A 22,983-nucleotide genomic window follows, 5' to 3' on the forward strand; every position below is an offset into this window, starting at 1 on the left:
ATTGCCGCAAAGGTAGTGATTTAATTCGAATTAGGCAATATGGGAACCACAAGGTATCAAATCTCTCCGGACGTATTTCCCAGCGCCATCAATAATGCCACCACTTCCGAATAATTCTTCCGGCCGGAGGGGATGTTGTTTCCTTTCAGGAACCAGTTGTAAACGGTACTCTGGATCTCGCCTATAAACGGGCTGTACAAATTCTCCCAGTAAGCGACTTTCCGGTTGTAAAGATCTTTTACTTCGGGGGAGATCGTCTCTTTCCATTCATTAAACTCCTCTTCCGACAATAAGCCGTAGGCATTGCTCAACACATAAGGCAACAAAGCCAAATAAGCCGAAAACCGGATTTCCGGCACTCCGGAACGGGAACAGACGAGAAAACCATACAAATTCGCTTCCGCCTCGCTGGAAACTCCCAATACATGCGCCATTTCATGTGCATAAGTAAACGGATACTGGACCGGGAGCAGATCAGGGTTCAGATTATATTCGGTAAAAAACGGTCCCATATACCCCAATACCCCCACTCCACTCATCAAAAAGGGCATTAACATCGGCTTCGGATGCAAATACCCGGCAGGACTGACTAAAGAGAAACGCCCGGCAATTTCATGATATCCCTTTTTCACTTCCTCTGCGACGAGGGCCTTATCTATTTTTTCGACAGGCACAAAGGACGCATTCAACGAATCTGTATAAGTGGATAAGAACGAACGGAAAGCATCGGCTGAATAAGCCGCATACGGGATTTCCGTCCGTGTAAAAAAGTCTTTCCTGAAATAATTCAATCCCCAAGCCAGATAAAACCAGACATATATCCACAACAAATATTCGATCATCCGTCCGGCTGTCGCCCGCCAGGAACGTTTCTTCACAATGGCATAAACCAGATAAGCAAGCAAACCGGCCATACTACCGTATATCAGGCAATCACCTATCGAAAAAGAAAATAGAGAAGAAAAACAGGACAAAGCACCCGATATATAGGGATATACATTCCGGGCATACGCCTCTCCCATATCCGGCGAACGCATGGCGCACCAGATACCGGCCAGAAGGAGAGACAAGACTATCCAGCGTATATATTTCAATTTGAAATGTTTTTATTCAATAACTTCTTCACTTCCGCTTCCGACAGATTCCGGCGACGGGCGTAGTCCTTCATCTGCTCCACGTCGATATTACCGATCATGAAGTATTGGGATTCAGGGTGAGCGATATAAATACCGCTCACCGTCGCCGTCGGATACATAGCGCCGTTTTCCGTCAACCGGACGCCGATCTGTGACATATCCAACAATTTATCCAACGTATAGTTCAAAAGCTGGTCCGGCAATGAAGGATAACCGATAGCCGGACGTATTCCCTGATATTTCACTTTATACAGGTCGGAGATGGAAAGCGATTCATCCGGAGCATATCCCCAATATTCCTTACGGACCTTTTCATGGAGATATTCGGCCGTAGCCTCGGCCAGACGATCGGTCAGGGTTTGCAACAACATGGAATTATAGGTATCTCCCTCCTGCTCGAACCGTTCTTTCAGAGATTCGGCGCCGGCACCGGCCGTCACCACGAAAGCGCCGACATAATCCGTACGTCCTTCCGATAGCGGCATCACATAATCGGCCAGCGACTTATAGATGCCTTCCTCTTTCTTCGCCTGTTGGCGCAAAACAGGAAGCAAGACTTCTCCTATCCGGATATTATCTCCGTCACCATTCGCCGGGAAGAAGCCATAAACCGCCTTGCAATACTCGGCTTTCATCTCGACCAGACGATCCAGCAACTTAACGGCATCCTTATATAACTGCATAGCCTCCGACGCCTTTGCACGGTCCGCTTCCGGAAATTCGGCCAGCCAGGCGGCACGACAAGCATCGCAACTGTGGACTTGCGTAATTTCCGAAAAACGCCCGTTCAGTTTCCAAGCGCTAAAGAAGAAGGTCCAATGGATATATGGGATTATTTCCTCCAAAGGAATAGAAGGAATCACCTGTACCCCGCTCCGGGCCGGAACGACCGGATTATAAGAAGCCCAGTCGATCACCGGACGATTCGTCCGGGCTTCCGCCAACGGGACCAGTATCTCTTTTTTCTTATTCACAGAGACACGCAGAGCTTCATACTCACTGTTCAGCTGGGCCACATAAGCATCGCGCGTATCCGGGTTCAACAGTTTGGCCGCAATCAACGGGTTTTGCGAGGCGTCCAGCACATGAATGACCGGATAGTCATAATGCGGAGCGATCTTAATGGCCGTATGTAACTTCGAAGTCGTGGCGCCGCCCACCATTATGGGAATGCTCAGGCCGGCTTTCTGCATCTCGTCCGTCACATGTACCATCTCTTCGAGCGAAGGCGTGATCAGACCGGAAAGACAGACCAGGTCGGGCTTTTCTTCGATTGCTTTTTTTACGATCACGTCCGCCGGAACCATCACCCCCAAATCGACCACCTCATAATTGTTGCAAGCCAGGACAATCGAAACAATATTCTTTCCGATGTCATGCACATCGCCTTTCACGGTCGCAAACAGGACTTTCCCCGCCTTAGCAGAATCAGATGAAACCTTTTCCGCCTCGATTGCCGGTTGCAGGATGGCAACGGCCTTTTTCATCGTACGAGCAGTCTTGACAACCTGTGGCAGGAACATTTTTCCGGCGCCGAACAATTCGCCGACCTTATTCATCCCCCCCATCAACGGTCCGTCGATAATATCCACCGCACGCGGGTATTCCTTCAAGGCTTCCTGCAAATCTTCTTCCAAATGATCGCCGACCCCTTTTATCAGAGCATATTCCAAACGCTCCTTCAACGGATATTCACGCCAGACCTCCTGCTTTTCCTCTCCACCCTCCTGCACTTTCACATGCAGGTTCTGGGCATATGTGATCAGCTCTTCAGCAGCTTCCGGACGGCGCGCCAGAATGACGTCTTCCAACAACGTACGGAAAGCAGGTTCGATATCTTCATAGAGTACGGACGACGACGGGTTCACGATCCCCATGTCCATGCCTTTGTTAATCGCATGATACAGGAATACGGAATGCATGGCCTCCCGCACATAATTATTTCCACGGAAAGAGAAGGAAAGATTGCTGACACCGCCGCTCACCTTCGCCCCCGGCAGGTTCTTCTTGATCCATTCCACGGCACGGATAAAGTCAAGTCCGTACCCGTTATGTTCTTCCATACCGGTAGCGATAGCCAGCACATTCGGATCGAAAATAATTCCGTTCGGATCGAAATCGACTTTCTCCCGAAGGAGACGGTAAGCGCGTCCGCAAACCTCGATCTTCCGTTCGAACGTGTCGGCCTGTCCTTTTTCATCAAAAGCCATTACGACCGTAGCCGCCCCCAGCTGTTTGATGCGGGCGGCATGTTGCAGGAATACCTCTTCGCCTTCTTTCAAAGAAATCGAATTCACGATGCTTTTACCCTGCACGCACATCAAGCCTTTTTCGATCACCTCCCATTTGGAAGAGTCGATCATCACGGGAACACGGGAAATATCGGGCTCGGAAGCGATCAGGTTCAGGAAAGTCGTCATCTCCTTCACGGCATCCAACATTCCGTCGTCCATATTGATATCGATCACCTGCGCACCGTCTTCCACCTGCTTGCGGGCAATTGTCAAAGCCTCTTCATAATTTTCTTCCTTGATCAGGCGCAAAAACTTGCGTGAACCGGCCACATTGCATCGTTCACCGACATTCACGAAATTATTTTCCGGCTTTACTTCCAGCAGCTCCAGACCGGACAACCAAAGACAATCGGGCCTCGGAGCCGGTACATGCGGCTTGGCCCCTTTCACCAATTCGGGATATTTGGCGATATGGGCCGGCGTCGTACCGCAACAGCCACCCAAGATATTCACCAGCCCTTCGTCGATAAAGGGTTTTACATGGACAGCCATCTTTTCCGGCGTCTCGTCATAGGAGCCGAAACTGTTCGGCAGGCCGGCATTCGGATAAGCACTTATATAATAAGGAGCATGTTTAGCCAGTTCAGCCAGGTAAGGTTTCATATCGGCAGCACCGAAAGAGCAGTTCAGGCCGACACTGACTATATTGGTATGCCCGACGGAAGCCAAAAACGCAAGCAACGTCTGTCCGGAAAAGGTACGTCCCCCCTGGGCAGACAACGTCAGAGAAAGCATAATCGGCAAATCCTTGCCTTTTTCCTTCAGCACGGTCTCGGCGGCTTCCAGTCCGGCTTTCACATTCAGCGTGTCGAAAGTCGTTTCAAACAAGACGATATCCACGCCCCCGTCTACCAAAGCGTCCACCTGTTCCTTATAGGCGTCATACAAATCCATATAGGTGACAGCCCGGTAAGCCGGATCGCCCACGTCGGGACTCATCGAGGCCGTCTTATTGGTCGGGCCGATGGAACCGGCAACAAAAATCGTGCGATCCGGATGTTCCGTCATGAAACCGTCGGCCACCTCGCGCGCCAACTTTCCGGCAGCCAGGTTGATATTCCGTACCTGTCCCTGCATGCCGTAATCTTCCATCGAGATGGCGTTGGCATTGAAAGTGTTGGTAGCAAAAATATCGGCACCGGCATCCAGATACTGACGGTGGATCGATTTGATCACATCCGGCCGGGTGATGCACAACAGGTCGTTATTTCCTTTCAGGTCGCTCGTCCAATCGGCAAACTGTTCTCCGCGATAGTCCTTCTCGGTCAGTTTAAAGCCTTGGACCATCGTACCCATTCCTCCGTCCAGAATCAAAATGCGTTCTTTCAGGAGATTCAAAAATATTTCTTTATCCATAAAGGTTCGTTACCGTTTAAATGCACGATCCATCTCCCGGCGGTCGTCCCGTTCCTTGATAGAGTCGCGTTTGTCATATTCCTTCTTACCTTTGGCGATAGCCACAACGACTTTGGCCAGTCCTTTATCATTAATAAAAAGACGTGTCGGAATAATTGTAAAGCCATTATTGCGGGCAGCGCTTTCAATCTTCCGCAATTCCTTTTTAGTCAGCAACAGCTTGCGGTCACGGCGAGCCGTATGGTTATTGTATGTCCCGTAGAAATATTCTGCCACATACATATTCTTCACCCACAATTCACCCTTCTCCACAATACAAAACGTATCGACCAGACTCGCCTTTCCCAGACGGATCGATTTGATCTCCGTACCGGTCAGCACGATCCCTGCCGTAAACGTGTCGAGCAACTCATAATCGAAAGTCGCCCGCTTGTTCTTTATCTGTATGTTATTACTAATCTTCTCTTTCATCTTATTCTCCTATCAAAAACGTAAACCGGGCATCAGCATGGAAAGAATGACCTCGATCAACCAGGGCGTCAGCAAAATCAGATCGGTCGCGGTCCCGACAAATTTCAGCCGGATCTTCTCCTCCACCTGCATATAAGGGCCGGCCCCTTCCCATACGATATAAAATGTATATAACACGAATATACGCAAAAAGAAAAACTCCGGAAGCAACATCAACACGATGTTCAATGCAAACATCAACGAAGACGAATAGCCGACAAAGCGTTGACACAGTTTCATATCCTTCTCCCGTTTGAACCATCCCTGCCAAATCTCATTCAGCAAATAGGAAGCCAGATAAAAGCCGCCGAACGCAGCGACTAATGTCCGGATAGACGACTTCAACGCCAGTTCGACATCAAACTCCTTCCGAGTGAACAGCACGCCTAAAAAAGCAGCAACCGTAACGAATCCGATGAGGGGATACACAAACCGGGATAAAAACTCATCGTCCTTTTCTTCTTTTCTCGTCAGAATATCCCACGCCTTTCCCGGCTGGGAGATGATGGCTACAACCAATTTAAATATCTCTTTATACATTTTTCAATACGCTCGTTTGCTATTTATCATTTTATTTGCCTTTTCCTGTCAAGTCTATTGTAAACACGTCGGAACTTTTCCAGTTTATCGATGCAGAATCCTTCCCGAACGAATATGCATAGTTAATCCGGAACTTCAGTTCATCCGAATGATTCTTTTCCGCCTTTTTCACCAGATCTTCGATATTGAACGCACAAGGAATAATCATCGCCTCGCCTCTTGTCGTGTCCGCCTTGATTCTGATCGTGCGGAGGTAGAGGCTATAAATATTATCGTCTCCCAACAATTTATCCGAATTATAGGACAAAGAGAAACTGTCCACTTGGTTTGCCGGGTGATTGCTTATCTCCGTGAACAGGAACAAATTGCCTCTGATATAAGCGGAACGCGCCTGGAGGGAAGAAAGCAACAGTTCGTCCTTTGCAACGCTGGAAGTATCGGTCAATGTATTATAGAAGTTCCAACGATTGACCTCCGAGATCGTATTCTCATAGATAACCGCCTCGATATAACTGGTATCCGTTCCTGTCCCCATATTGTTTGCAGTCCCATAATCGATGGAATAATCAAACAAAATACATTCTCCGTTTTCCACATTGGCATTCTGGAAATCTTCCGAAGAAACCACAACGTCTCCCTTGGTATAAATAGCTTTACCCGGTCCGTATCCGGTCACCACGACCCCAGCCTGATTTGCCATCGTCAACTGGGTGGCCGGATCTCCCAAACAAGAACTCAACACAACCAAACAAAAGGTCCAAACGCCATATAATACTGTTTTTCTCATTTCCATAACAAATTTGAAGTCGTATTTATCCTCCTCTCTTAATGGAGGAAACGCACAAAGGTACGAAAAAAGGTTTATACGGCAAAAGCCTGAAGATTAATTACAACTGAAAGGCATTGGCTAAAAAACAAACAAGCATCGGATAGAAATCCGGTGCTTGTCCGTTTTCCATCCGATGCCTATCTATTCTCACTTATTTATAGATATCAATTTGTAGTTTCCTCAATCGAGAATTGAGAAATCTCAGAATATCCCCAAGTCGCGATCTTTGTCGAATCCGAGTTGAATGTCAACGGATACTTCACACGATAATTTACACTCTTTTTCCCTGCTGCCGATTCTTTACTTTTCAACATGGAATAAAATTGACCACCTTCAATAGCGATCGGATCTATCGCATTGCTCATAGTGGGAGCTTTTCCTTCTTCCTTCTTTTGAGCACGTACACATAATGTATAAACACGTTCTGTTCCATCCACTGTTTCCGGCTCCTGATCATAGTCCATAGTTATTACGTAACTGTTCTTCTGATCCGTCAACACAGAAGCAAAAGCAGGGACAGCAATGATTCTCTTATAGTTATTAGACATCAATAATCCTGCTCCACAGTCAGATAAGAGCAATTCATTATCCAATGCCGTTGAATCTAAAGACGAAAAATTCAAATTATATTTAGCGAATGGTGACGATGCTATTCCTGTCGCCACATAAAAACCATTAGTAGAGACATTTGCATTATCCGGTGAATCATAATCAATCTGTACATTAGCTACTATACAATCTCCAGAACTATACGTCGGATCGTTTGCAATTGACGAGATATACAGAGGAATAGAAGTGTAAGGATAACCGACAGGATAAATCAGTGTTTTCATCGAAGAAGAATAATCCACTATTGCATATATCCCCGGAATCGTCCGTTGATTACCGCCGCCATCCAAACAAGAGGTTAACGAAAACATGCCTGCAGCGATTGCTGCCAATCCTAAAACTTTAAGTTTCTTCATTTTTACTGTTCTTTAATTATAAATTATTTATTATTTATTTGTTCTTACTCAAAAGCCGAAACGGAAACCCGCCTGCAAATTCACATTAAACGGTTTCTCGGAACGGATCGTTTCGATATCGCTTCCGTTATCGAAATAATAACCGGCTCCCACCTCCGCATAAACACTCAAGAAACGGAGCAACGGATAGCTGGCACCGGCACGGGCATTCACAGACCACATCCATTCTTTCATACGGATATGCTTCTTTTCGTGACGGATTTCATTGTCTTCCACAAATATTTTGGCATTCAGCTTGCCGGCAACATTGACCTCGGTCATGCCACCCGCCGCTGCATAAAATTGAATACGTCTCCATTCTGCAATCTTATAAGACAAAGAAAGAGGGATTCCTATAAAATGCAACTTCTGCTTCGTTTCGCCATGATATATAGCCCCAGTCTCCCATTCGGAAGAGAGGAGTGTATAGTTCAAACCGGATTGAAGGGAAAAACGATCATTCAAAGAATAACTGACGCCCAATCCGACCGAAACCGGTGTCTTATGGCGAATATTCGTTTTCGGAGATTGGTTATTGAAATACGGGGAATTCAATTGCAACAACTCCTGATCTGTCATCAACGTATTCTTCAAGGCATAAGTATTCAAAGAATTAGATGTCCCGGCACTCACGCTGCCGCCCCCCATTCCAAAACTCCATCTTTTTGCCCGCGTTTTCTTTTCTTCTTTTTTCACTGGCGCTGCATCCGCGAGTAAAGAGTGCATTTCCGTCGGCATTGCCGTCTCGGCCACCTCGGTTACCTCGGCTACCTCGGCTACTTCAGCAGCTTCGGAAGCAACCACTGCGACAGCGTCCTTGTCTTCCGCCGAAAGAGCTACGTCGTCTTCCGTTATGTCAGACCGGAATGCAGTAGCGGCCGCAACTTGCGCAACGACACGTTTTGCCACCCGGTTAACAGGAGCGGAAGCTGTAACTGCAGGTATCACCGGCTCGGACTGTTCAGCCAGCCGGCTCTCTACAACCTCGGTTTCTTGCTGGATCGTTTCGGCTACAGGCAGATGTTCCCGGTCGTGGTTAGAGACATAAACCCCACCCGTCACAACTAATAAAGAAATAACGGCTGCCGCCGCCCAATAGCGTAAAGTCCTCCGGAAAGGGACAGACTTTTTAGCTGCGAGGCGGTCAGCTATCGCTTCCCAATCGCCCGGCATCGTATCCGCTTCGAAGTCCTGTAGCTTCGAACGGAACAAATCGTCAAATGTATCTCTTTCCTTATCCTTCATTTCTTTTTACTCAATACAATTCATTAATCCTGCGTTGCAATAATTGTTTGGCACGCGTAAACTGCGACCGGGACGTGCTCTCCGTTATATTCATCATCTCGCTGATCTCCTTATGCGAATAACCTTCTATTGCAAACAAGTTGAACACCGTTCGAAAACCGGCAGGAAGCTCCTGCACCAATTTCATCAACTCGACGGCCGACATATCGGATATCGCGGAACTGTCCGGGTGGATCAACTCCGCAGTATTATCCAGATCGGTAGCCTCACGCAAGACATCCGATTTGCGCAAATACTCCAACGCACAATTGACAAAGATCTTTCGCATCCACCCTTCAAATGACCCGATCCCCGAATAAGAGTCCATGCCGGTGAAGACTTTTACAAAACCATCCTGCAACAAATCACGGGCAGTCTCCCTGTCGCTAACATAACGCAGACAAACCCCCATCATTTTACGGGAATACGTTTCGTACAGCTCCTTCTGAGCCAGCCTTTCCCCATTCTTACAACCCTCTATCAGTTGTTTCTCCGTCATTTAATGTGTGCCTTCATGCCCTTTCCAGGGCCATACATTTATTATGATGTTCAGATGATCCGAAACGCTGCATTCCGGATGAAATATTTTTCCTGAAAACGCACAAAGATACTGTATTCCGGCAAATAATCGGAAAAGGAAAGAGAAAAGATCATTTAGGGAAGGATGAAAGATAATAATAGGTTTCTTTCGATAGCGCACTTTCGATATGGTAGCGGGTGGAAGATGAAACGGAAAACGTATATCCCCGCTCCGAAGCCGTATCGACAGGCAGATAGATGGAAGTATCCCGGATTCCCGTCATCAGGATATTCCGGGCGGATGCCGGATCTATCGAATCCGTCAGCGAATAATAGACGGTATAAGTCAACACGTCCTTTTCCGAATCCGGTTTCTGCCAGGAGAGCTTCAACTCGCTCCCTTCCTTTTCCACCCGTATCTCTTCCGGGGCGGCGGGAACCGTATCATCCAACCATGACAAAGGCGGAAGCTGTGCCGGATATTTATAATATTTATCTTTCAACTCGTCGTACAGCCCTTTCGTATTGTCGAGGATGTTCGCACAACGGAAAAACGCGCAGCCGGCCCCTCCGTAGTAACGGCTGTAGTCGATCTGGTCCGTGATGTCGTTGACAGTCCAGTCCGCCTCTTCTTTCAGCATCCGATATGCGCCCAATCCCGGAACCACAAGGCGTCCGTTGCAATTATCGACCCAATTGTCGACAAACGGGAAAAAATTATCATGCAGGTAATACATCATCGGGACGATCATATCCTGCTTCCCATTCTGCATCCACATTTTCGGATCCTGGAAGACGCTTTCGTAGGCCGTCCATCCGGCGTTAGGGACACGTTCGATGCGGTTATATTTTCCGAGGGGCGAACTGCTGACCTGCACCCAGGGCTTTACCGATTTGACATAGTCGTAAATGCGGTAAACCATCTTATTGATATTCTCCCGACGCCATTCCGCCAACGGGCGCTTCTTGCCGTATTTATTGTATAACGCCTTATCGGGAAAGGATTTTGCTTGTTCCGGATAACGGATATAATCAAAATGGATACCGTCGATATCGTATCCGTTCACCAGCTCTTTCACTAAAGACAATATATAGTCGGAAGTTCCGGGAACGCCGGGGTCCAGATACCACTCGCCGTTATGACGCTTGCATAGTTTCGGTTGGCACTTGACAACGGAGAGTTTCCCCTTCTCTTTCACGCTTTTGTCCGTTCCCAGCGGGAAAGTAACGAACCAGGCGTGGCATTCCATCCCGCGTTTGTGGCACTCGTCGACCACGAAAGCCAACGGATCATAGCCCGGCATCGTTCCGTATTTTCCGGAGAAAGTCTTGCTTGCCGGTTCAATAGCCGAGCGCCAGATGACGTCGCCCCGCAAACGGACCTGCAAAAAAACGGTATTGAAATTCGCATCCTGCAAACGGTCCAGAATGTCGCAGACGTCGCGTTGTTGCATCTTCCGTCCTGCCTCCGTCGTTGCCGGCTTGTGCGGCCAGTCCAGACCATAAACGGTTGTCAGCCATACACCTCGAATCTCGCGCTTGGGAGGTTCGACCGCATTCGAAACCGATATCAGTAACAGGAGCAATAACGACAGGCAATACTTTCTCATTTCACACATTTATTCAGCGGTACAAATGTACTGCTTTTTGCGCTTCTTCGGGATAATCTGTTGTAAGGAAGTCCACGCCATTTTCAATCATTTCTTTCATCACCTGAGGATCATCGACCGTCCAGACATTGGTTTTCAGTTTCAGGTCTTTTGCTTCGGCAAACCATTCGGGATGTTTCTGCATGACCTTATAATTATAATCGAGACCGGCAAAACCGAGTTCTTTCAACTGTTTCGGAGACAAGTCGCCGTTCAGGTAGTAGACCGGCGTCTTCGGGGACAGGCGATGCAGCTCCTTTGCAGCTTCCAGGCTGAAAGCGATATATTCGGTGCGTTTCGTCAATTTCTTGCCGTTCACCATGTCGACTGCAATCTTTGCCGCTTCCCGATCCCGCTGGGGAGTTGCATGGGATTTCAATTCGAAGATCAGCTTGGTCTTTTTCAGCTTCTTCGCCCTGTCCAAATACTGCTCCAATGTCGGAAGCGTTTCACCATTCGGCAGTTTCAGGTCTTTCAGTTCCGCATAGGGAGTCGTCTGGATATGCTTACCCTGAATCTTGCTATCGTGGAACACGACCGGGACATTGTCTGCGGTCAGGTGCACGTCGAACTCGGAACCATAGACTTTGATCTCATTCGCCCGTTCCAACGAACGAATGGAGTTTTGGGCGGAACCTTCCGTTTTCCAATAACCGCGATGGGCAATCACCTTTGTCTTCCTTTTAGCCGACACGGGAACCGCCACCAGCACGCACAAAAGAAAAAGGAGAAAGAGTTTCAAGTGTTTCATAATGTAGTAGTTTATATGTTATTTTCGGATCAAGCCAAAAGTAAAGGATTATTTTCCAATCTCTGACAAATAACGTTCCGCCTCGATTGCAGCTGCGCAACCGCTACCGGCAGCCGTAATAGCTTGGCGATAATGCGGGTCAGCCACGTCACCGGCAGCAAATACACCCGGCACTCTTGTTTTCGGCGTGCCCGGAACCGTCTTGATATAGCCGATCTCGTCTGTTTCGACCCAGGGTTTGAATATCTTGGAGTTCGGAGTATGGCCGATAGCCAGGAAGAAACCGTCGATTGCGATATCCACCTTTTCTTCGTCCGGTTCACCCATACGTTTTACCAAATGTGCACCTTCGACACCGTCTTCACCGAAAAGGCCGATCGTGTTATGCTCGAACAAGACCGTGATATTCGGAGTGTTCAGGACACGTTCCTGCATGACTTTCGATGCACGCAAATAAGGTTTGCGGACAATCAGATACACCTGTTTCGCCAAGCTGGAAAGATAAAGCGCTTCTTCACAAGCCGTATCGCCACCGCCGACGACAGCCACCACTTTCTTGCGATAGAAGAAACCGTCGCAGGTCGCACAAGCCGAGACACCCATTCCGGCATATTTCTGCTCATCCGGCAATCCTAAATATTTGGCAGTCGCTCCGGTCGAGATGATCAGCGTTTCCGTCTCGATCACCTTCTCGCCGTCGATCGTCACTTTATAGGGAGCGGCAGACAAATCCGTTTCAGTCGCAATGCCGATGCGGATATCCGCACCGAAGCGGGCAGCCTGCTGTTTCAAGTCTTCCATCAGTTCCGTACCGGTAACACCTTCAGGATAACCGGGGAAATTCTCAACTTCGGTCGTAGTCGTTAGCTGTCCGCCAGGCTGAATGCCTTCATAGAGAACAGGAGACAGATTTGCACGTGAAGCATAGATAGCCGCAGTATAACCGGCCGGGCCCGAACCGATAATCAGGCAACGGACTTTTTCATTCTGAGTTGTATTCATCATCTTATTTTTTAATTCTTAATTTTTAATATCCCATCATCTAAGGTCCACGATTTCAGCATCGGGATAGTCTTTCTCGTTAAAAACAAAATAGCTATCCGGTTGGTTTACTCCCGTTTTCATTTTACTGAGACGGATCGTACTGCTGATTCCATTCTTTGAAAAAACGGCGATTGACGCCGGAAGACCGGAAAACTTCTCTATCTGGAGTTCCACCCGTATGATATCGCTTTTCTTTCTGGGAATCAGCTCGATGTCGTAAGCGGATTTGCCATTCGGAGCCGTGCTCTCACCCTTATATTTAGCAGTAAAACCTTTTTTATAGGAACGGAGCAACAGGGCCGGATTCGTAGCCTGCAACTCTTCACCGGTCGGGGTGGAGACATTGACTTCCCCGTTGCGCTCGACAAACGACCATTGTGTCGTTCCGTCGAACCAGGTGATCATGTCAGGAGTCTTCAGTACGAATTTATCGCCTTTGATATCGACCGTGCCGTCAAAACTCTCCGATACTTTCTGCACATCCGACCGTGTCTGCATCGTAAAATAAGCAGTCAAGCCGTTGGAATCCTCATAAACGGACGCGGCCTTATCCAGAATGGAAGCGGCATTCTGCGCCAATGCTCTCATACCGGATACAGCCCAGAGGCACAGGAAGACAGCAACTAAAACACGGTAAACTTTTATTTTATTCTCTCTTTTCATCTTATTCTTCACTATCAAAATGATTGATGATTTATCTTGTATTCAATCATCATTTATCTTTTATTTTAATGAATTCAACAACTGTTCCAGACCGTATTCGTCCTGGATCAAGACCTGACGGGCTTTGCTGCCTTCGAAAGGACCGACGATGCCCGCCGCTTCCAACTGGTCCATCAGGCGGCCTGCACGGTTGTAACCGATTGCGAACTTTCGCTGGATAAGCGAAGTCGAACCCTGCTGCTGGATCACGATCAGACGGGCGGCTTCGTCGAACAACGGGTCGCGATCCGACAGATCCACCGACCCGGCCGAAGAGGACTCACCGCCTTCACCTACATATTCAGGCAACAGGTAAGCCGTCGGATAAGCCACCTGCGCACCGACATAGTTCACGATATCTTCCACTTCCGGCGTATCGACAAAAGCACACTGGACACGCGTCGGCTCGCTGCTTCCGGTAATCAGGATCAGCATATCGCCCTTACCGATCAGACGGTTGGCACCCGGAGTATCCAGAATCGTACGGGAGTCGATCTGCGACATCACCTTAAACGCGATACGGCTCGGGAAGTTACTCTTGATCGTACCGGTGATCACTTTCGTGTCCGGCCGCTGGGTTGCCAGGATCATGTGGATACCGACCGCACGGGCCTTAGCCGCAATACGCGAGATCGGCAACTCGATCTCTTTGCCCGAGGTCGCGATCAGGTCGGCAAACTCATCGACGATTGCAACGATATAGGGCAAGAACCGATGTCCTTTCTCCGGGTTCAGACGACGTGAAATGAACTTCTCATTATATTCCTTTATATTACGTGCCGAAGCCTCCACCAGCAACTTATAACGGTTTTCCATCTCGATTACCAAGGAATTCAAGGTCGCCACCGCATCGCCCGGCTCCGTCACGATCGGCTTGTCGGCATTCGGCAATTTCGCCAGATAATGACGTTCGATCTTCGAGTAGATACTAAATTCCACCTGCTTGGGATCGACCATCACGAACTTCAGTTCGGCCGGATGCTTCTTATACAGCAGAGACGTGATTATCGCATTCAAGCCGACCGATTTACCTTGTCCGGTCGCACCGGCCACCAACAGGTGGGGAGTCTTGCACAAGTCGAACATGAACACCTCGTTGACAATCGTCTTTCCGATCGCCACCGGCAAATCATACGAACATTCCTGGAATTTGCGCGAAGCGACCACCGACTGCATCGAAACAGTCTGCGGTTTATTGTTCGGGACCTCGATCCCGATCGTTCCCTTACCCGGCATCGGCGCGATAATACGGATCTGCAAGGCTGAAAGGCTCAAAGCGATGTCATCTTCCAGGTTCTTGATCTTGGAAATACGCACACCGGCTTCCGGGATGATCTCATAAAGCGTGACCGTCGGTCCGACCGTCGCCTTGATAGAGGCGATATTGATGCCGAAATCCTCCAACGTCTGCTTGATCATCTGCTGGTTCTCTTCCAATTCCTCGCGGTTCACCTCAACATTGCCCGAATCGTAAAATTTCAGCAGGTCGAGCGTCGGGAACATATAGCGGGACAAGTCCAGCCGCGGATCATATTTACCCAATTGGGACTGATCGAAAGTTTCTTCGTCTTCCGGCACTTCCACTTCAAAGGTCGTACCGCCATCGACGGATGCCTCGACAACCGGATCATCTCCCCTGGCTACTTCAAATTCAAAATCATTCTTTTGCGGACTCTCCTTTTCTACCGGCCTTTTCTTTTCTTCTTCGGCTTTCCGCATCTCGGTTTCCGTATCGAAAACATATTCGTCCGGTTCGACGGCCTCTTCCATTGTCTCGCAATATGCAGCAGGCTGAGGAATTGCCGCCGTTTTTTCAACCGGAACATAGACATCCGTTTCCCCTTCCTCCTCTTTTTCCACTCCCGGCACTTCCGCCGTTTCATTCTTTTCCCGTCTCAAACGGTTCTTCAACCATCCGAAAGAGAAGACATTTTGCAGGAACGGAATCGTCCGTTTACTCGTGAAGATCGCAATAATCAGAAACAGGCCGACCAGCAGCAGGACCGTACCCGGTATCCCGATATTATTCATCATCACCTCCGACAGATAATATCCGTGCTGACCGCCCAAATAAATAAATGTATCTTCATATCCGCGGATAAAGATAAAAGCAAAGAACAACGATCCCCATATCAGCATGGCCGCACTGAACAGGAAACGTTTCAGCAACGACACCCGGCTCAGGTTCATCAGCTTCGCCCCGACCGAACCGAGGAAAAACAGGATCAGGAAAGAAGAAATCCCAAACCACCGGTTCATCAGCAAATCGGCAAGGAAAGCCCCGCGCACGCCCGTCCAGTTCTCTACCGATCCACGATTGATCACCAAATCCGACAACGGGACATTCTCGATCTTGCTCTGATCCGCGCCTCCCGTAAAGAAAAACGAAATCAATGCCAGACCGACATATATGGTAACAATGGAAATAACTAATCCGGTAATAAAACGGGTCCGCTCGCTGGTAAAGAAATTCCGAATCCCTTTAAATTTACTTTCCCCGTTATTCGTATTTTGTTTTGCAGTCGTCTTTTTAGCCATTACACAATTAAATTTACAACTCGCAAATGTACATAGAAAATTTCAAGTTCCCTACGACATTCGCATTTTCCCCCGGCAACTGCATCTAATTCTTTCGAAGCTATCGGAAAAAAAACAGTTTTTCACCCTTCATTCCGTAATCGCCGCCGGGATTACAAATAAATACCGACTAAAGTCAGAATCCTTATTAGCTTTACAAAGAAAAAATTGTTACTTTTGCAAGTTATAAACGCAAGGTATCTACAAAGATCATTCGCATGGAAAAAGAAAACAACCCGATATACGAACGCAACACGCTGGAATTTGTAACCGTTGCACTGGAATTTTGTACGTTTGTCGAGAATGCCGGCAATAGCGGGCTTTTCGACTTTTTGGATAAGGCGGTCAAGATCTTGCCGTTGCTGTATCTGAAAGCCACCCTTCTGCCCGAAACGGAAGAAGACGAAGATGCAGAACCGGAATTGACTGTCACGGAAGATATGTACGAATCGGTCCGCAACCGGATCGCCGGACTGCTCGGAGAGAAAGACTCCTACCTCGAGACGTTCCATCCGGACATGCAATACAGCGACACGCCGATCGCCGCCTTTATCTCGGAGAATCTGGCCGATGTTTACCAGGATACGGGCAACTTCATCTCTTTGTTCCGCCAGGGCAATGAAGAAGTGATGCTCGAAGCAATCGTTTTGTGCCGTAAAAACTTCCGCGAATTCTGGGGACAACAATTATTAAATGCATTGAAAGCGCTCCACGCCGTGCGATACAGCGATGAAGGGCTTTTAGAAACCGACGAAGAAGAATGACACAACAATATACACATTCGATAACAAAAGAAGCAATATCCGGACTCCCCTTAGAGGAATTTGCCGGACGGATCATCGTGATCGACACATTGAGAGATGCGGAGAAAGCAGTCAGCTACCTTTCCGAATTCCAGTCTGTCGGGTTCGACACGGAAACCCGTCCGAGCTTCAAGAAAGGACAACGGTTCAAAATATCGCTTATGCAGATTTCGACCGACGATACTTGTTTCCTGTTCCGCCTGAACCGGATCGACATCCCGGAAGTTCTCGAAGGATTTCTGTCAAACGGAAAGGTGCTGAAGATCGGCCTTTCGCTACGTGACGATTTCGGGGCGATGCGCAAACGCACGGACATACAGCCCGCCAATTTCCTGGACTTGCAGAACTACGTCGGGCAGTTCGGCATCGAAGACGCCAGCCTGCAAAAGATATACGCCATCCTGTTCAACAAGAAGATCTCGAAGGGACAGCGTCTGAGCAACTGGGATGCCGATGTCCTCAGCGATGCGCAGAAAAAATATGCGGCCCTCGACGCATGGGCCTGCCTGAAAATATACAATCAATTGAAACAGATATAAATGAAGGAGTGTAAAGTATTTCTCAAACCGAAAAAAGAGGAATCGTTGCTGCGTTTCCATCCGTGGGTATTCTCCGGCGCCATCCAGACGATCGAAGGCGAACCGGAAGAAGGCGACTTGGTAGAAGTGTATGGGACGAACGGGCGTTTCCTGGGTATCGGACATTATCAGATAGGCAGTATCGCCGTACGCATCTTATCTTTCAACCCGGTCACGATCGATGCCGCTTTCTGGGAAGAACGCATCCGTATCGCTTACACACTGCGCCGGGCACTGGAGCTTGCCGGAGTGGAGAACAACAATACCTACCGGTTGGTGCACGGCGAAGGGGATAATCTTCCGGGGCTGGTCATCGACATGTATGCCCACACCGCCGTCATGCAGGCGCATTCCGTCGGCATGCACTATGCCCGCCACCAGATTGCCGAGGCCTTGAAAGCCGTGTTGGGAGATTCTTTACAGAATATATATTACAAATCGGAAGCGACCTTGCCTTACAAGGCCAACCTGGGCAGCGAAGACGGCTACCTGTACGGCGGAGAAGTGGAGGACATCGCACTTGAAAACGGCTTGCAATTCTGCGTCGACTGGCAAAAAGGGCAAAAGACAGGTTTCTTTGTCGACCAACGTGAAAACCGTTCGTTGCTGGAACGCTATGCCAAAGGGCGTTCCGTACTGAACATGTTCTGCTACACCGGCGGGTTCTCGTTCTACGCCATGCGCGGAGGCGCCAAGGTCGTTCACTCGGTCGACAGCTCTGCCAAAGCGATCTCGCTGACCAACAAGAACGTGGAACTGAACTTTCCGGGCGATCCGCGCCATGAGGCTTATGCCGAAGACGCTTTCAAGTATCTCGAAAAGATGGGAAGCAACTACGACCTCATCATTCTGGACCCGCCCGCTTTCGCCAAACATAAAAACGTATTGCGCAACGCCTTGCAGGGTTACCGCAAACTGAATGCCATCGCTTTCGAAAAGATCAAACCGGGAGGCATCCTGTTCACCTTCTCCTGCTCGCAGGTGGTAAGCAAGGAAAACTTCCGCCTGGCCGTATTCAGCGCCGCCGCCCAGTCCGGCCGCAGTGTCCGCATCCTGCACCAACTGACACAACCCGCCGACCATCCGGTCAACATCTACCACCCGGAAGGGGAATATTTGAAGGGGCTGGTTCTCTATGTGGAGTGAGAAAAGGTATGAATCATAAATTTAATCAAGAGAGGCGCAAATTGTTTACGGAAATATTTCTTTATTTCGTAATAGGTTGTACCTTTGTCTCGCTTTTAAGAGAGATGGAAGTATTATCATAAGTAAAACATATAAAACTTATTATTATGTCTAAAGTAACAGTTGTTGGCGCCGGTAATGTAGGTGCTACTTGCGCAAATGTTCTTGCCTTCAATGAAGTGGCAGACGAAGTTGTAATGCTTGACGTTAAGGAAGGTGTTTCCGAAGGTAAAGCAATGGATATGATGCAGACTGCTCAACTGCTCGGTTTCGATACTACAGTTACAGGTTGCACAAACGACTACGAAAAAACAGCTAACTCTGACGTTGTTGTCATCACTTCAGGTATTCCCCGTAAACCGGGCATGACTCGCGAAGAATTGATCGGTGTTAACGCTGGTATCGTGAAGAGCGTGGCTCAGAACATCCTGAAATATTCTCCGAACGCAATCCTGGTAGTGATCTCCAACCCGATGGACACCATGACTTACCTGTCGTTGAAGTCGCTGGGCCTGCCGAAAAACCGTATCATCGGTATGGGCGGCGCTTTGGATAGCTCTCGTTTCAAATATTTCCTGTCTCAGGCTTTAGGTTGCAATGCCAACGAAGTCGAAGGCATGGTTATCGGCGGTCACGGTGACACGACTATGATCCCGTTGGCTCGTCTGGCCACTTACAAAGGTATTCCTGTAAGCAAATTGCTGAGCGCAGAAAAACTGCAGGAAGTTGTCGCTTCCACTATGGTTGGCGGTGCAACACTGACTAAGCTGTTGGGTACTTCCGCATGGTACGCACCGGGTGCTGCAGGAGCATTCGTCGTTGAATCTATCATCCACAACCAAGGCAAGATGATCCCTTGTTCTGTTTATCTGGAAGGTGAATACGGAGAATCTGATCTTTGCATCGGTGTTCCTGTCATCTTAGGTAAGAACGGTATCGAAAAGATCGTTGAACTGGAACTGACAGCCGAAGAAAAAGAACTCTTCGCCAAGAGTGCAGCAGCCGTTCACAAAACAAACGAAGCGTTGAAAGAAGTCGGCGCTCTCTAATAATCGGAAAAAGGTTTGATAATATAATATTAGAGGATAATCCGTGACGGGTTATCCTCTTTTTTATCTTATTATAGCTTAAATGTTTAGAAACATGCCCATCTTCGGGCTTTCTACACCCGGATGTTGCCACTCTCCACACCCGGATGTACGGGACGGCTACACCCGGATGTACAGGACTTTGCCATACTAACCCCATGTAATTAAATCACTTGACAAGAATAAAAAGGCTATATCCATCACCCGGACATCGATAGGGTGTGACACTGGTGTGATACAGGAGTGATACATAAATCCGGCATGTATCACTCTCGCACATTATGTTTATCAATGCTTACAAGAGGAAGTGTGATAGAGTGATAGAGAATCCTGCAAAAACAGTATGAATATCCGAAACATTCTTCCCGTTCGGCCCTCCCGTTCGTAAATAATATGTATATTTGTGGATTACATAACAAACAAAAAACAGTAACTATGAAAAAGGAAGAGTCGGATCTGAAAATCATGGAAGAGATGGAAAGAAAAGAGTTGCAGGACAGGTATATCCGTTTTGATTGGGCCATCAAGCGTCTGTTGCGCCAGAAGGCCAACTTCGACGTGCTCGACGGTTTCCTGACCGTCATGCTGAACGAAGAGATCAAGATCGTCGAGATCCTCGAAAGCGAGGGCAACCAGGAACGCGCCGACGACAAGTTCAACCGCGTCGACATCAAGGCGCTCAACAGCAAAGGCGAGATCATCATCGTCGAGATCCAGAACACCCGCGAGATAAACTACCTCGAACGCATCCTCTACGGCGTGGCCAAAGCCATCACCGAACACATCTCCTTGGGTGAAGACTACGACAAGATCAAGAAAGTCTACTCCATCAGCGTCCTCTATTTCGACATCGGTATCGGGACGGACTATATCTACCACGGCCAGAACCATTTCGTCGGCGTGCATACGGGCGACCAGTTGCGTGTCAATGAGCGCGAACGCAATGTCCTCGTCTCGCGTCTTCCTGCCGAAATCTTTCCCGAATATATCCTGATCCGCGTGAACGAGTTCGACAAAGTGGCCCTCACGCCCTTGGACGAATGGATGGAATACCTGAAAGACGGCACGATCCGTCCGGACACGACCGTCCCCGGCCTGAAGGAAGCCCGCGAGAAATTGAAATTCTATTCCATGTCGCCCGCCGAACGCCTCGTCTACATCCGTCACCTCGAAGATATCAACATCCAGAACAACGCGATCTATACTTCCAAGCTGGAAGGAATCGCCGAAGGGAAAGCGGAAGGGAAAGCAGAAGGTCTTGAAGAAGGAAAAGCGGAAGGTTTTGCCGAAGGCATGCGCCAAGTCGCTTCCAAGATGAAAGAGACGGGCGTAGATATGGCTACCATAGCAAGGTGTACCGGCTTGAGCGAGGAAACGATCCGGTCTTTATAAGGGAAGCTGTAACCTTGCAAGAAGAAGGTCCGTTTACAAGAATATGAGCCGATTGGACAATGGGCGGCGACCGTTAAATTAAGATTTACCAATCAGCTCATATTCTTAGGCAATCACTTACTTCAATTCCCGAATCTTGATGTTACGGAACCAAATGGGATAGCCATGATCTTGCAAGCCGATATAACCTTCATGGGAAATACCTTCCTGAAAACCTTCAAAATCCTTGAATTTGCTATTGGCAACCAACTCATCCCACTCTTTGCTCCACAAAGTGTACTGAACGACCTTTTTACCGTTCTGGGTATGCGTCACCTTGCCATCCTTCACTTTGATTACGATCGTGTTCCATTCGCCGGCAGGTTTCACCGTTTTCGGATCGGCAGGAAGCATATCATACAAAGAGCCGGCAAGGTGGTTGGCCAACTTGTTGTCGGTAGCATCCACATTATCCAAGACCTGCACTTCGGGAGCTGCATAATAGATCGGTTTGCCCGGAACTTCACGTACATAGTAGAAGATGCCTGAATTTCCCATTTTGCTGGTTTTCCAATCAACAGACAGTTCAAAGTTCTTGTATTTCTTTTCCTTATACAGGATATCGCCTCCTGCACCATGTCCCGGTTTCTTGCCCGGAGCGGTAAAGACTTTCATCGCTTCGTCTTCGATTACCCAGTTCGAAGCCATTCCTGTATTGTTGCATTGTCTCCAACCGGTAAAATCTTTCCCGTTGAACAGCAAGGTCCAACCTTGTTTCTTTTCTTTTTCAGTCAACGTGTTATTCGCTTTTTGCGCAAAAGATGGGACAGCAGCCATAACGGCCAAAAGGACCACAAACGATTTCAATACGTTTTTCATGTTACATTTCATTTTTAAATTAGACATTGAGAATATTAAAACTGAGCAAAGATAAATAAAAAAAGAGCTGCTCCATAAAGAACAACTCTTTCTTTTCAGTTCGGATCATCCGATTTTATTTGATAATCCCCAACTTCGAAGCATTGACGAAGTCGATGATATGCTGAATTTCATCGCTCATCGGGACCTGGTCCTTGATCATCAGCAGGGCATCGAATATACTGGTGTTGCCTTGATAGATGATACGGTAAGCATGGCTGATATGTTTTACGACCTTTTCACTCATGCCCTCGTGCATCAGGATTACGGAATTTACCCCGTAATAGGTGGTTGGCTCCAATGCGGCAACAATATAAGGGGGCACGTCCTTGCGAAAACGGCAACCGGTCTGCGTCATCGACCAAGTCCCGACACGGCAATTCTGGCTCACCAATACATTACCTCCGAAAATCACATAATCTTCAATCATGCAGTTGCCGGATATCTTGCTCCCGTAGCCAAACACGCTATGATTACCGATATGCGTGTCGTGGGAAACATGTACGCCTTCATGCAGGAAATTGCCATTGCCGATGATCGTCTTTCCATCAGGAAGGGTCGCACGGTTGATCACCACGTTTTCACGGATCACGTTATCATCTCCGATTTCGACGATCGTATCGTCTCCTTTGTATTTAAAATCCTGCGGTTCGGCAGCAATGACAGCGCCATTGAAGACGCGGTTTCTCTTTCCCATGCGGGTTCCGCTCATGATGCTGGCATGAGGCATGATCTCGCAGTCATCCCCTATTTCCACATTCTTGTCGATGTATGCAAACGGATGGACGGTTACGTTCGCTCCTAACTTCGCGCTTGCATCTATATAAGCTAACGGACTAATCATA

At 48.2% G+C, this 22,983-nt stretch carries 20 protein-coding genes; 5 read left to right on the plus strand and 15 right to left on the minus strand.

Going from position 1 to position 22,983, the window contains the following annotated elements:
• Positions 1-56 precede the first annotated feature (56 nt).
• The 13 genes from ACW6QF_RS01495 to ACW6QF_RS01555 form a co-directional block, all read right to left on the minus strand.
• The gene (locus tag ACW6QF_RS01495) at positions 57-1,037 is read right to left on the minus strand and encodes a DUF3810 domain-containing protein (protein WP_456086599.1); all 981 of its coding nucleotides are present in this window, start codon (positions 1,035-1,037) and stop codon (positions 57-59) included.
• 53 nt (positions 1,038-1,090) lie between these two features.
• Positions 1,091-4,786 carry a methionine synthase gene (metH, locus tag ACW6QF_RS01500; protein ID WP_456086554.1) on the minus strand — a complete coding sequence of 1,232 codons (3,696 nt, stop codon included), beginning with the start codon at positions 4,784-4,786 and terminating at the stop codon, positions 1,091-1,093.
• Positions 4,787-4,795: 9 nt separating this feature from the next.
• Positions 4,796-5,257: an SsrA-binding protein gene (gene smpB, locus ACW6QF_RS01505; RefSeq protein WP_005641532.1), complete on the minus strand. Its 462-nt coding sequence runs from the start codon at positions 5,255-5,257 to the stop codon at positions 4,796-4,798.
• Positions 5,258-5,269: 12 nt separating this feature from the next.
• Entirely contained in the window at positions 5,270-5,836 is a 567-nt protein-coding gene (locus tag ACW6QF_RS01510) for a YIP1 family protein (protein WP_456086555.1), read from the minus strand.
• Positions 5,837-5,867: 31 nt separating this feature from the next.
• Positions 5,868-6,623 carry a BFO_2992 family lipoprotein gene (locus ACW6QF_RS01515; RefSeq protein WP_298551097.1) on the minus strand — a complete coding sequence of 252 codons (756 nt, stop codon included), beginning with the start codon at positions 6,621-6,623 and terminating at the stop codon, positions 5,868-5,870.
• Positions 6,624-6,829: 206 nt separating this feature from the next.
• Positions 6,830-7,630 carry a BFO_2992 family lipoprotein gene (locus ACW6QF_RS01520; protein ID WP_456086556.1) on the minus strand — a complete coding sequence of 267 codons (801 nt, stop codon included), beginning with the start codon at positions 7,628-7,630 and terminating at the stop codon, positions 6,830-6,832.
• Between the two features lie 48 nt (positions 7,631-7,678).
• The gene (locus ACW6QF_RS01525; protein WP_456086557.1) at positions 7,679-8,914 is read right to left on the minus strand and encodes a porin family protein; all 1,236 of its coding nucleotides are present in this window, start codon (positions 8,912-8,914) and stop codon (positions 7,679-7,681) included.
• Between the two features lie 10 nt (positions 8,915-8,924).
• A complete protein-coding gene (locus tag ACW6QF_RS01530) occupies positions 8,925-9,452 on the minus strand; it encodes an RNA polymerase sigma factor (protein WP_298551091.1) in 528 nt (175 codons plus the stop codon).
• 151 nt (positions 9,453-9,603) lie between these two features.
• Positions 9,604-11,082, minus strand: coding sequence for a glycoside hydrolase family 10 protein (locus tag ACW6QF_RS01535; protein ID WP_456086558.1), 1,479 nt, complete (start codon positions 11,080-11,082; stop codon positions 9,604-9,606).
• Positions 11,083-11,095: 13 nt separating this feature from the next.
• Positions 11,096-11,872 (minus strand): glycerophosphodiester phosphodiesterase, encoded by a 777-nt coding sequence (locus ACW6QF_RS01540; RefSeq protein ID WP_456086559.1) that lies wholly within the window; start codon positions 11,870-11,872, stop codon positions 11,096-11,098.
• A gap of 48 nt (positions 11,873-11,920) precedes the next feature.
• Positions 11,921-12,874, minus strand: coding sequence for a thioredoxin-disulfide reductase (gene trxB, locus ACW6QF_RS01545; RefSeq protein ID WP_298551210.1), 954 nt, complete (start codon positions 12,872-12,874; stop codon positions 11,921-11,923).
• Between the two features lie 36 nt (positions 12,875-12,910).
• Positions 12,911-13,579 carry a LolA family protein gene (locus ACW6QF_RS01550; RefSeq protein ID WP_456086560.1) on the minus strand — a complete coding sequence of 223 codons (669 nt, stop codon included), beginning with the start codon at positions 13,577-13,579 and terminating at the stop codon, positions 12,911-12,913.
• Between the two features lie 60 nt (positions 13,580-13,639).
• Complete coding sequence (locus ACW6QF_RS01555) at positions 13,640-16,156, minus strand: DNA translocase FtsK 4TM domain-containing protein (protein ID WP_456086561.1); 2,517 nt, start codon at positions 16,154-16,156, stop codon at positions 13,640-13,642.
• A gap of 257 nt (positions 16,157-16,413) precedes the next feature.
• On the opposite strand from ACW6QF_RS01555, the gene ACW6QF_RS01560 reads away from it, so the two are divergent.
• The 5 genes from ACW6QF_RS01560 (at position 16,414) to ACW6QF_RS01580 (ending at position 21,241) form a co-directional block, all read left to right on the plus strand.
• Positions 16,414-16,959, plus strand: coding sequence for a DUF5063 domain-containing protein (locus ACW6QF_RS01560; RefSeq protein WP_456086562.1), 546 nt, complete (start codon positions 16,414-16,416; stop codon positions 16,957-16,959).
• A complete protein-coding gene (locus tag ACW6QF_RS01565; RefSeq protein ID WP_298551079.1) occupies positions 16,956-17,537 on the plus strand; it encodes a 3'-5' exonuclease in 582 nt (193 codons plus the stop codon). Before ACW6QF_RS01560 ends, ACW6QF_RS01565 begins: the two co-directional genes overlap by 4 nt.
• A complete protein-coding gene (locus ACW6QF_RS01570; RefSeq protein WP_298551077.1) occupies positions 17,538-18,722 on the plus strand; it encodes a class I SAM-dependent rRNA methyltransferase in 1,185 nt (394 codons plus the stop codon).
• Positions 18,723-18,868: 146 nt separating this feature from the next.
• A complete protein-coding gene (mdh, locus tag ACW6QF_RS01575; protein ID WP_298551075.1) occupies positions 18,869-19,810 on the plus strand; it encodes a malate dehydrogenase in 942 nt (313 codons plus the stop codon).
• A 474-nt stretch (positions 19,811-20,284) separates the two neighbouring features.
• Positions 20,285-21,241, plus strand: a complete 957-nt coding sequence (locus ACW6QF_RS01580; protein WP_456086563.1) for an Rpn family recombination-promoting nuclease/putative transposase — start codon at positions 20,285-20,287, stop codon at positions 21,239-21,241.
• A 117-nt stretch (positions 21,242-21,358) separates the two neighbouring features.
• On the opposite strand, the gene ACW6QF_RS01585 is transcribed toward ACW6QF_RS01580, so the two are convergent.
• Both ACW6QF_RS01585 and lpxA read right to left on the minus strand, forming a co-directional pair.
• Positions 21,359-22,099 (minus strand): 3-keto-disaccharide hydrolase, encoded by a 741-nt coding sequence (locus tag ACW6QF_RS01585; RefSeq protein ID WP_298553394.1) that lies wholly within the window; start codon positions 22,097-22,099, stop codon positions 21,359-21,361.
• A 115-nt stretch (positions 22,100-22,214) separates the two neighbouring features.
• A complete protein-coding gene (lpxA, locus tag ACW6QF_RS01590) occupies positions 22,215-22,982 on the minus strand; it encodes an acyl-ACP--UDP-N-acetylglucosamine O-acyltransferase (protein ID WP_456086564.1) in 768 nt (255 codons plus the stop codon).
• Between the last annotated feature and the right edge of the window lies 1 nt (position 22,983).

The organism is Parabacteroides sp. (assembly GCF_977054455.1).

Excerpts from the sequence above, each read along its gene's own strand:
- ACW6QF_RS01540 (WP_456086559.1), bottom strand. The coding sequence starts at position 11,872 with ATGAAACACTTGAAACTCTTTCTCCTTTTTCTTTTGTGCGTGCTGGTG.
- ACW6QF_RS01525 (WP_456086557.1), bottom strand. The coding sequence starts at position 8,914 with ATGAAGGATAAGGAAAGAGATACATTTGACGATTTGTTCCGTTCGAAG.
- ACW6QF_RS01520 (WP_456086556.1), bottom strand. The coding sequence starts at position 7,630 with ATGAAGAAACTTAAAGTTTTAGGATTGGCAGCAATCGCTGCAGGCATG.
- ACW6QF_RS01580 (WP_456086563.1), top strand. The coding sequence starts at position 20,285 with ATGAAAAAGGAAGAGTCGGATCTGAAAATCATGGAAGAGATGGAAAGA.
- lpxA (WP_456086564.1), bottom strand. The coding sequence starts at position 22,982 with ATGATTAGTCCGTTAGCTTATATAGATGCAAGCGCGAAGTTAGGAGCG.
- ACW6QF_RS01530 (WP_298551091.1), bottom strand. The coding sequence starts at position 9,452 with ATGACGGAGAAACAACTGATAGAGGGTTGTAAGAATGGGGAAAGGCTG.
- ACW6QF_RS01550 (WP_456086560.1), bottom strand. The coding sequence starts at position 13,579 with ATGAAAAGAGAGAATAAAATAAAAGTTTACCGTGTTTTAGTTGCTGTC.
- ACW6QF_RS01585 (WP_298553394.1), bottom strand. The coding sequence starts at position 22,099 with ATGAAAAACGTATTGAAATCGTTTGTGGTCCTTTTGGCCGTTATGGCT.
- ACW6QF_RS01555 (WP_456086561.1), bottom strand. The coding sequence starts at position 16,156 with ATGGCTAAAAAGACGACTGCAAAACAAAATACGAATAACGGGGAAAGT.
- ACW6QF_RS01570 (WP_298551077.1), top strand. The coding sequence starts at position 17,538 with ATGAAGGAGTGTAAAGTATTTCTCAAACCGAAAAAAGAGGAATCGTTG.
- metH (WP_456086554.1), bottom strand. The coding sequence starts at position 4,786 with ATGGATAAAGAAATATTTTTGAATCTCCTGAAAGAACGCATTTTGATT.
- smpB (WP_005641532.1), bottom strand. The coding sequence starts at position 5,257 with ATGAAAGAGAAGATTAGTAATAACATACAGATAAAGAACAAGCGGGCG.
- ACW6QF_RS01515 (WP_298551097.1), bottom strand. The coding sequence starts at position 6,623 with ATGAGAAAAACAGTATTATATGGCGTTTGGACCTTTTGTTTGGTTGTG.
- ACW6QF_RS01510 (WP_456086555.1), bottom strand. The coding sequence starts at position 5,836 with ATGTATAAAGAGATATTTAAATTGGTTGTAGCCATCATCTCCCAGCCG.
- ACW6QF_RS01495 (WP_456086599.1), bottom strand. The coding sequence starts at position 1,037 with ATGCGTTCGCCGGATATGGGAGAGGCGTATGCCCGGAATGTATATCCC.
- trxB (WP_298551210.1), bottom strand. The coding sequence starts at position 12,874 with ATGAATACAACTCAGAATGAAAAAGTCCGTTGCCTGATTATCGGTTCG.
- ACW6QF_RS01565 (WP_298551079.1), top strand. The coding sequence starts at position 16,956 with ATGACACAACAATATACACATTCGATAACAAAAGAAGCAATATCCGGA.
- ACW6QF_RS01560 (WP_456086562.1), top strand. The coding sequence starts at position 16,414 with ATGGAAAAAGAAAACAACCCGATATACGAACGCAACACGCTGGAATTT.
- ACW6QF_RS01535 (WP_456086558.1), bottom strand. The coding sequence starts at position 11,082 with ATGAGAAAGTATTGCCTGTCGTTATTGCTCCTGTTACTGATATCGGTT.
- mdh (WP_298551075.1), top strand. The coding sequence starts at position 18,869 with ATGTCTAAAGTAACAGTTGTTGGCGCCGGTAATGTAGGTGCTACTTGC.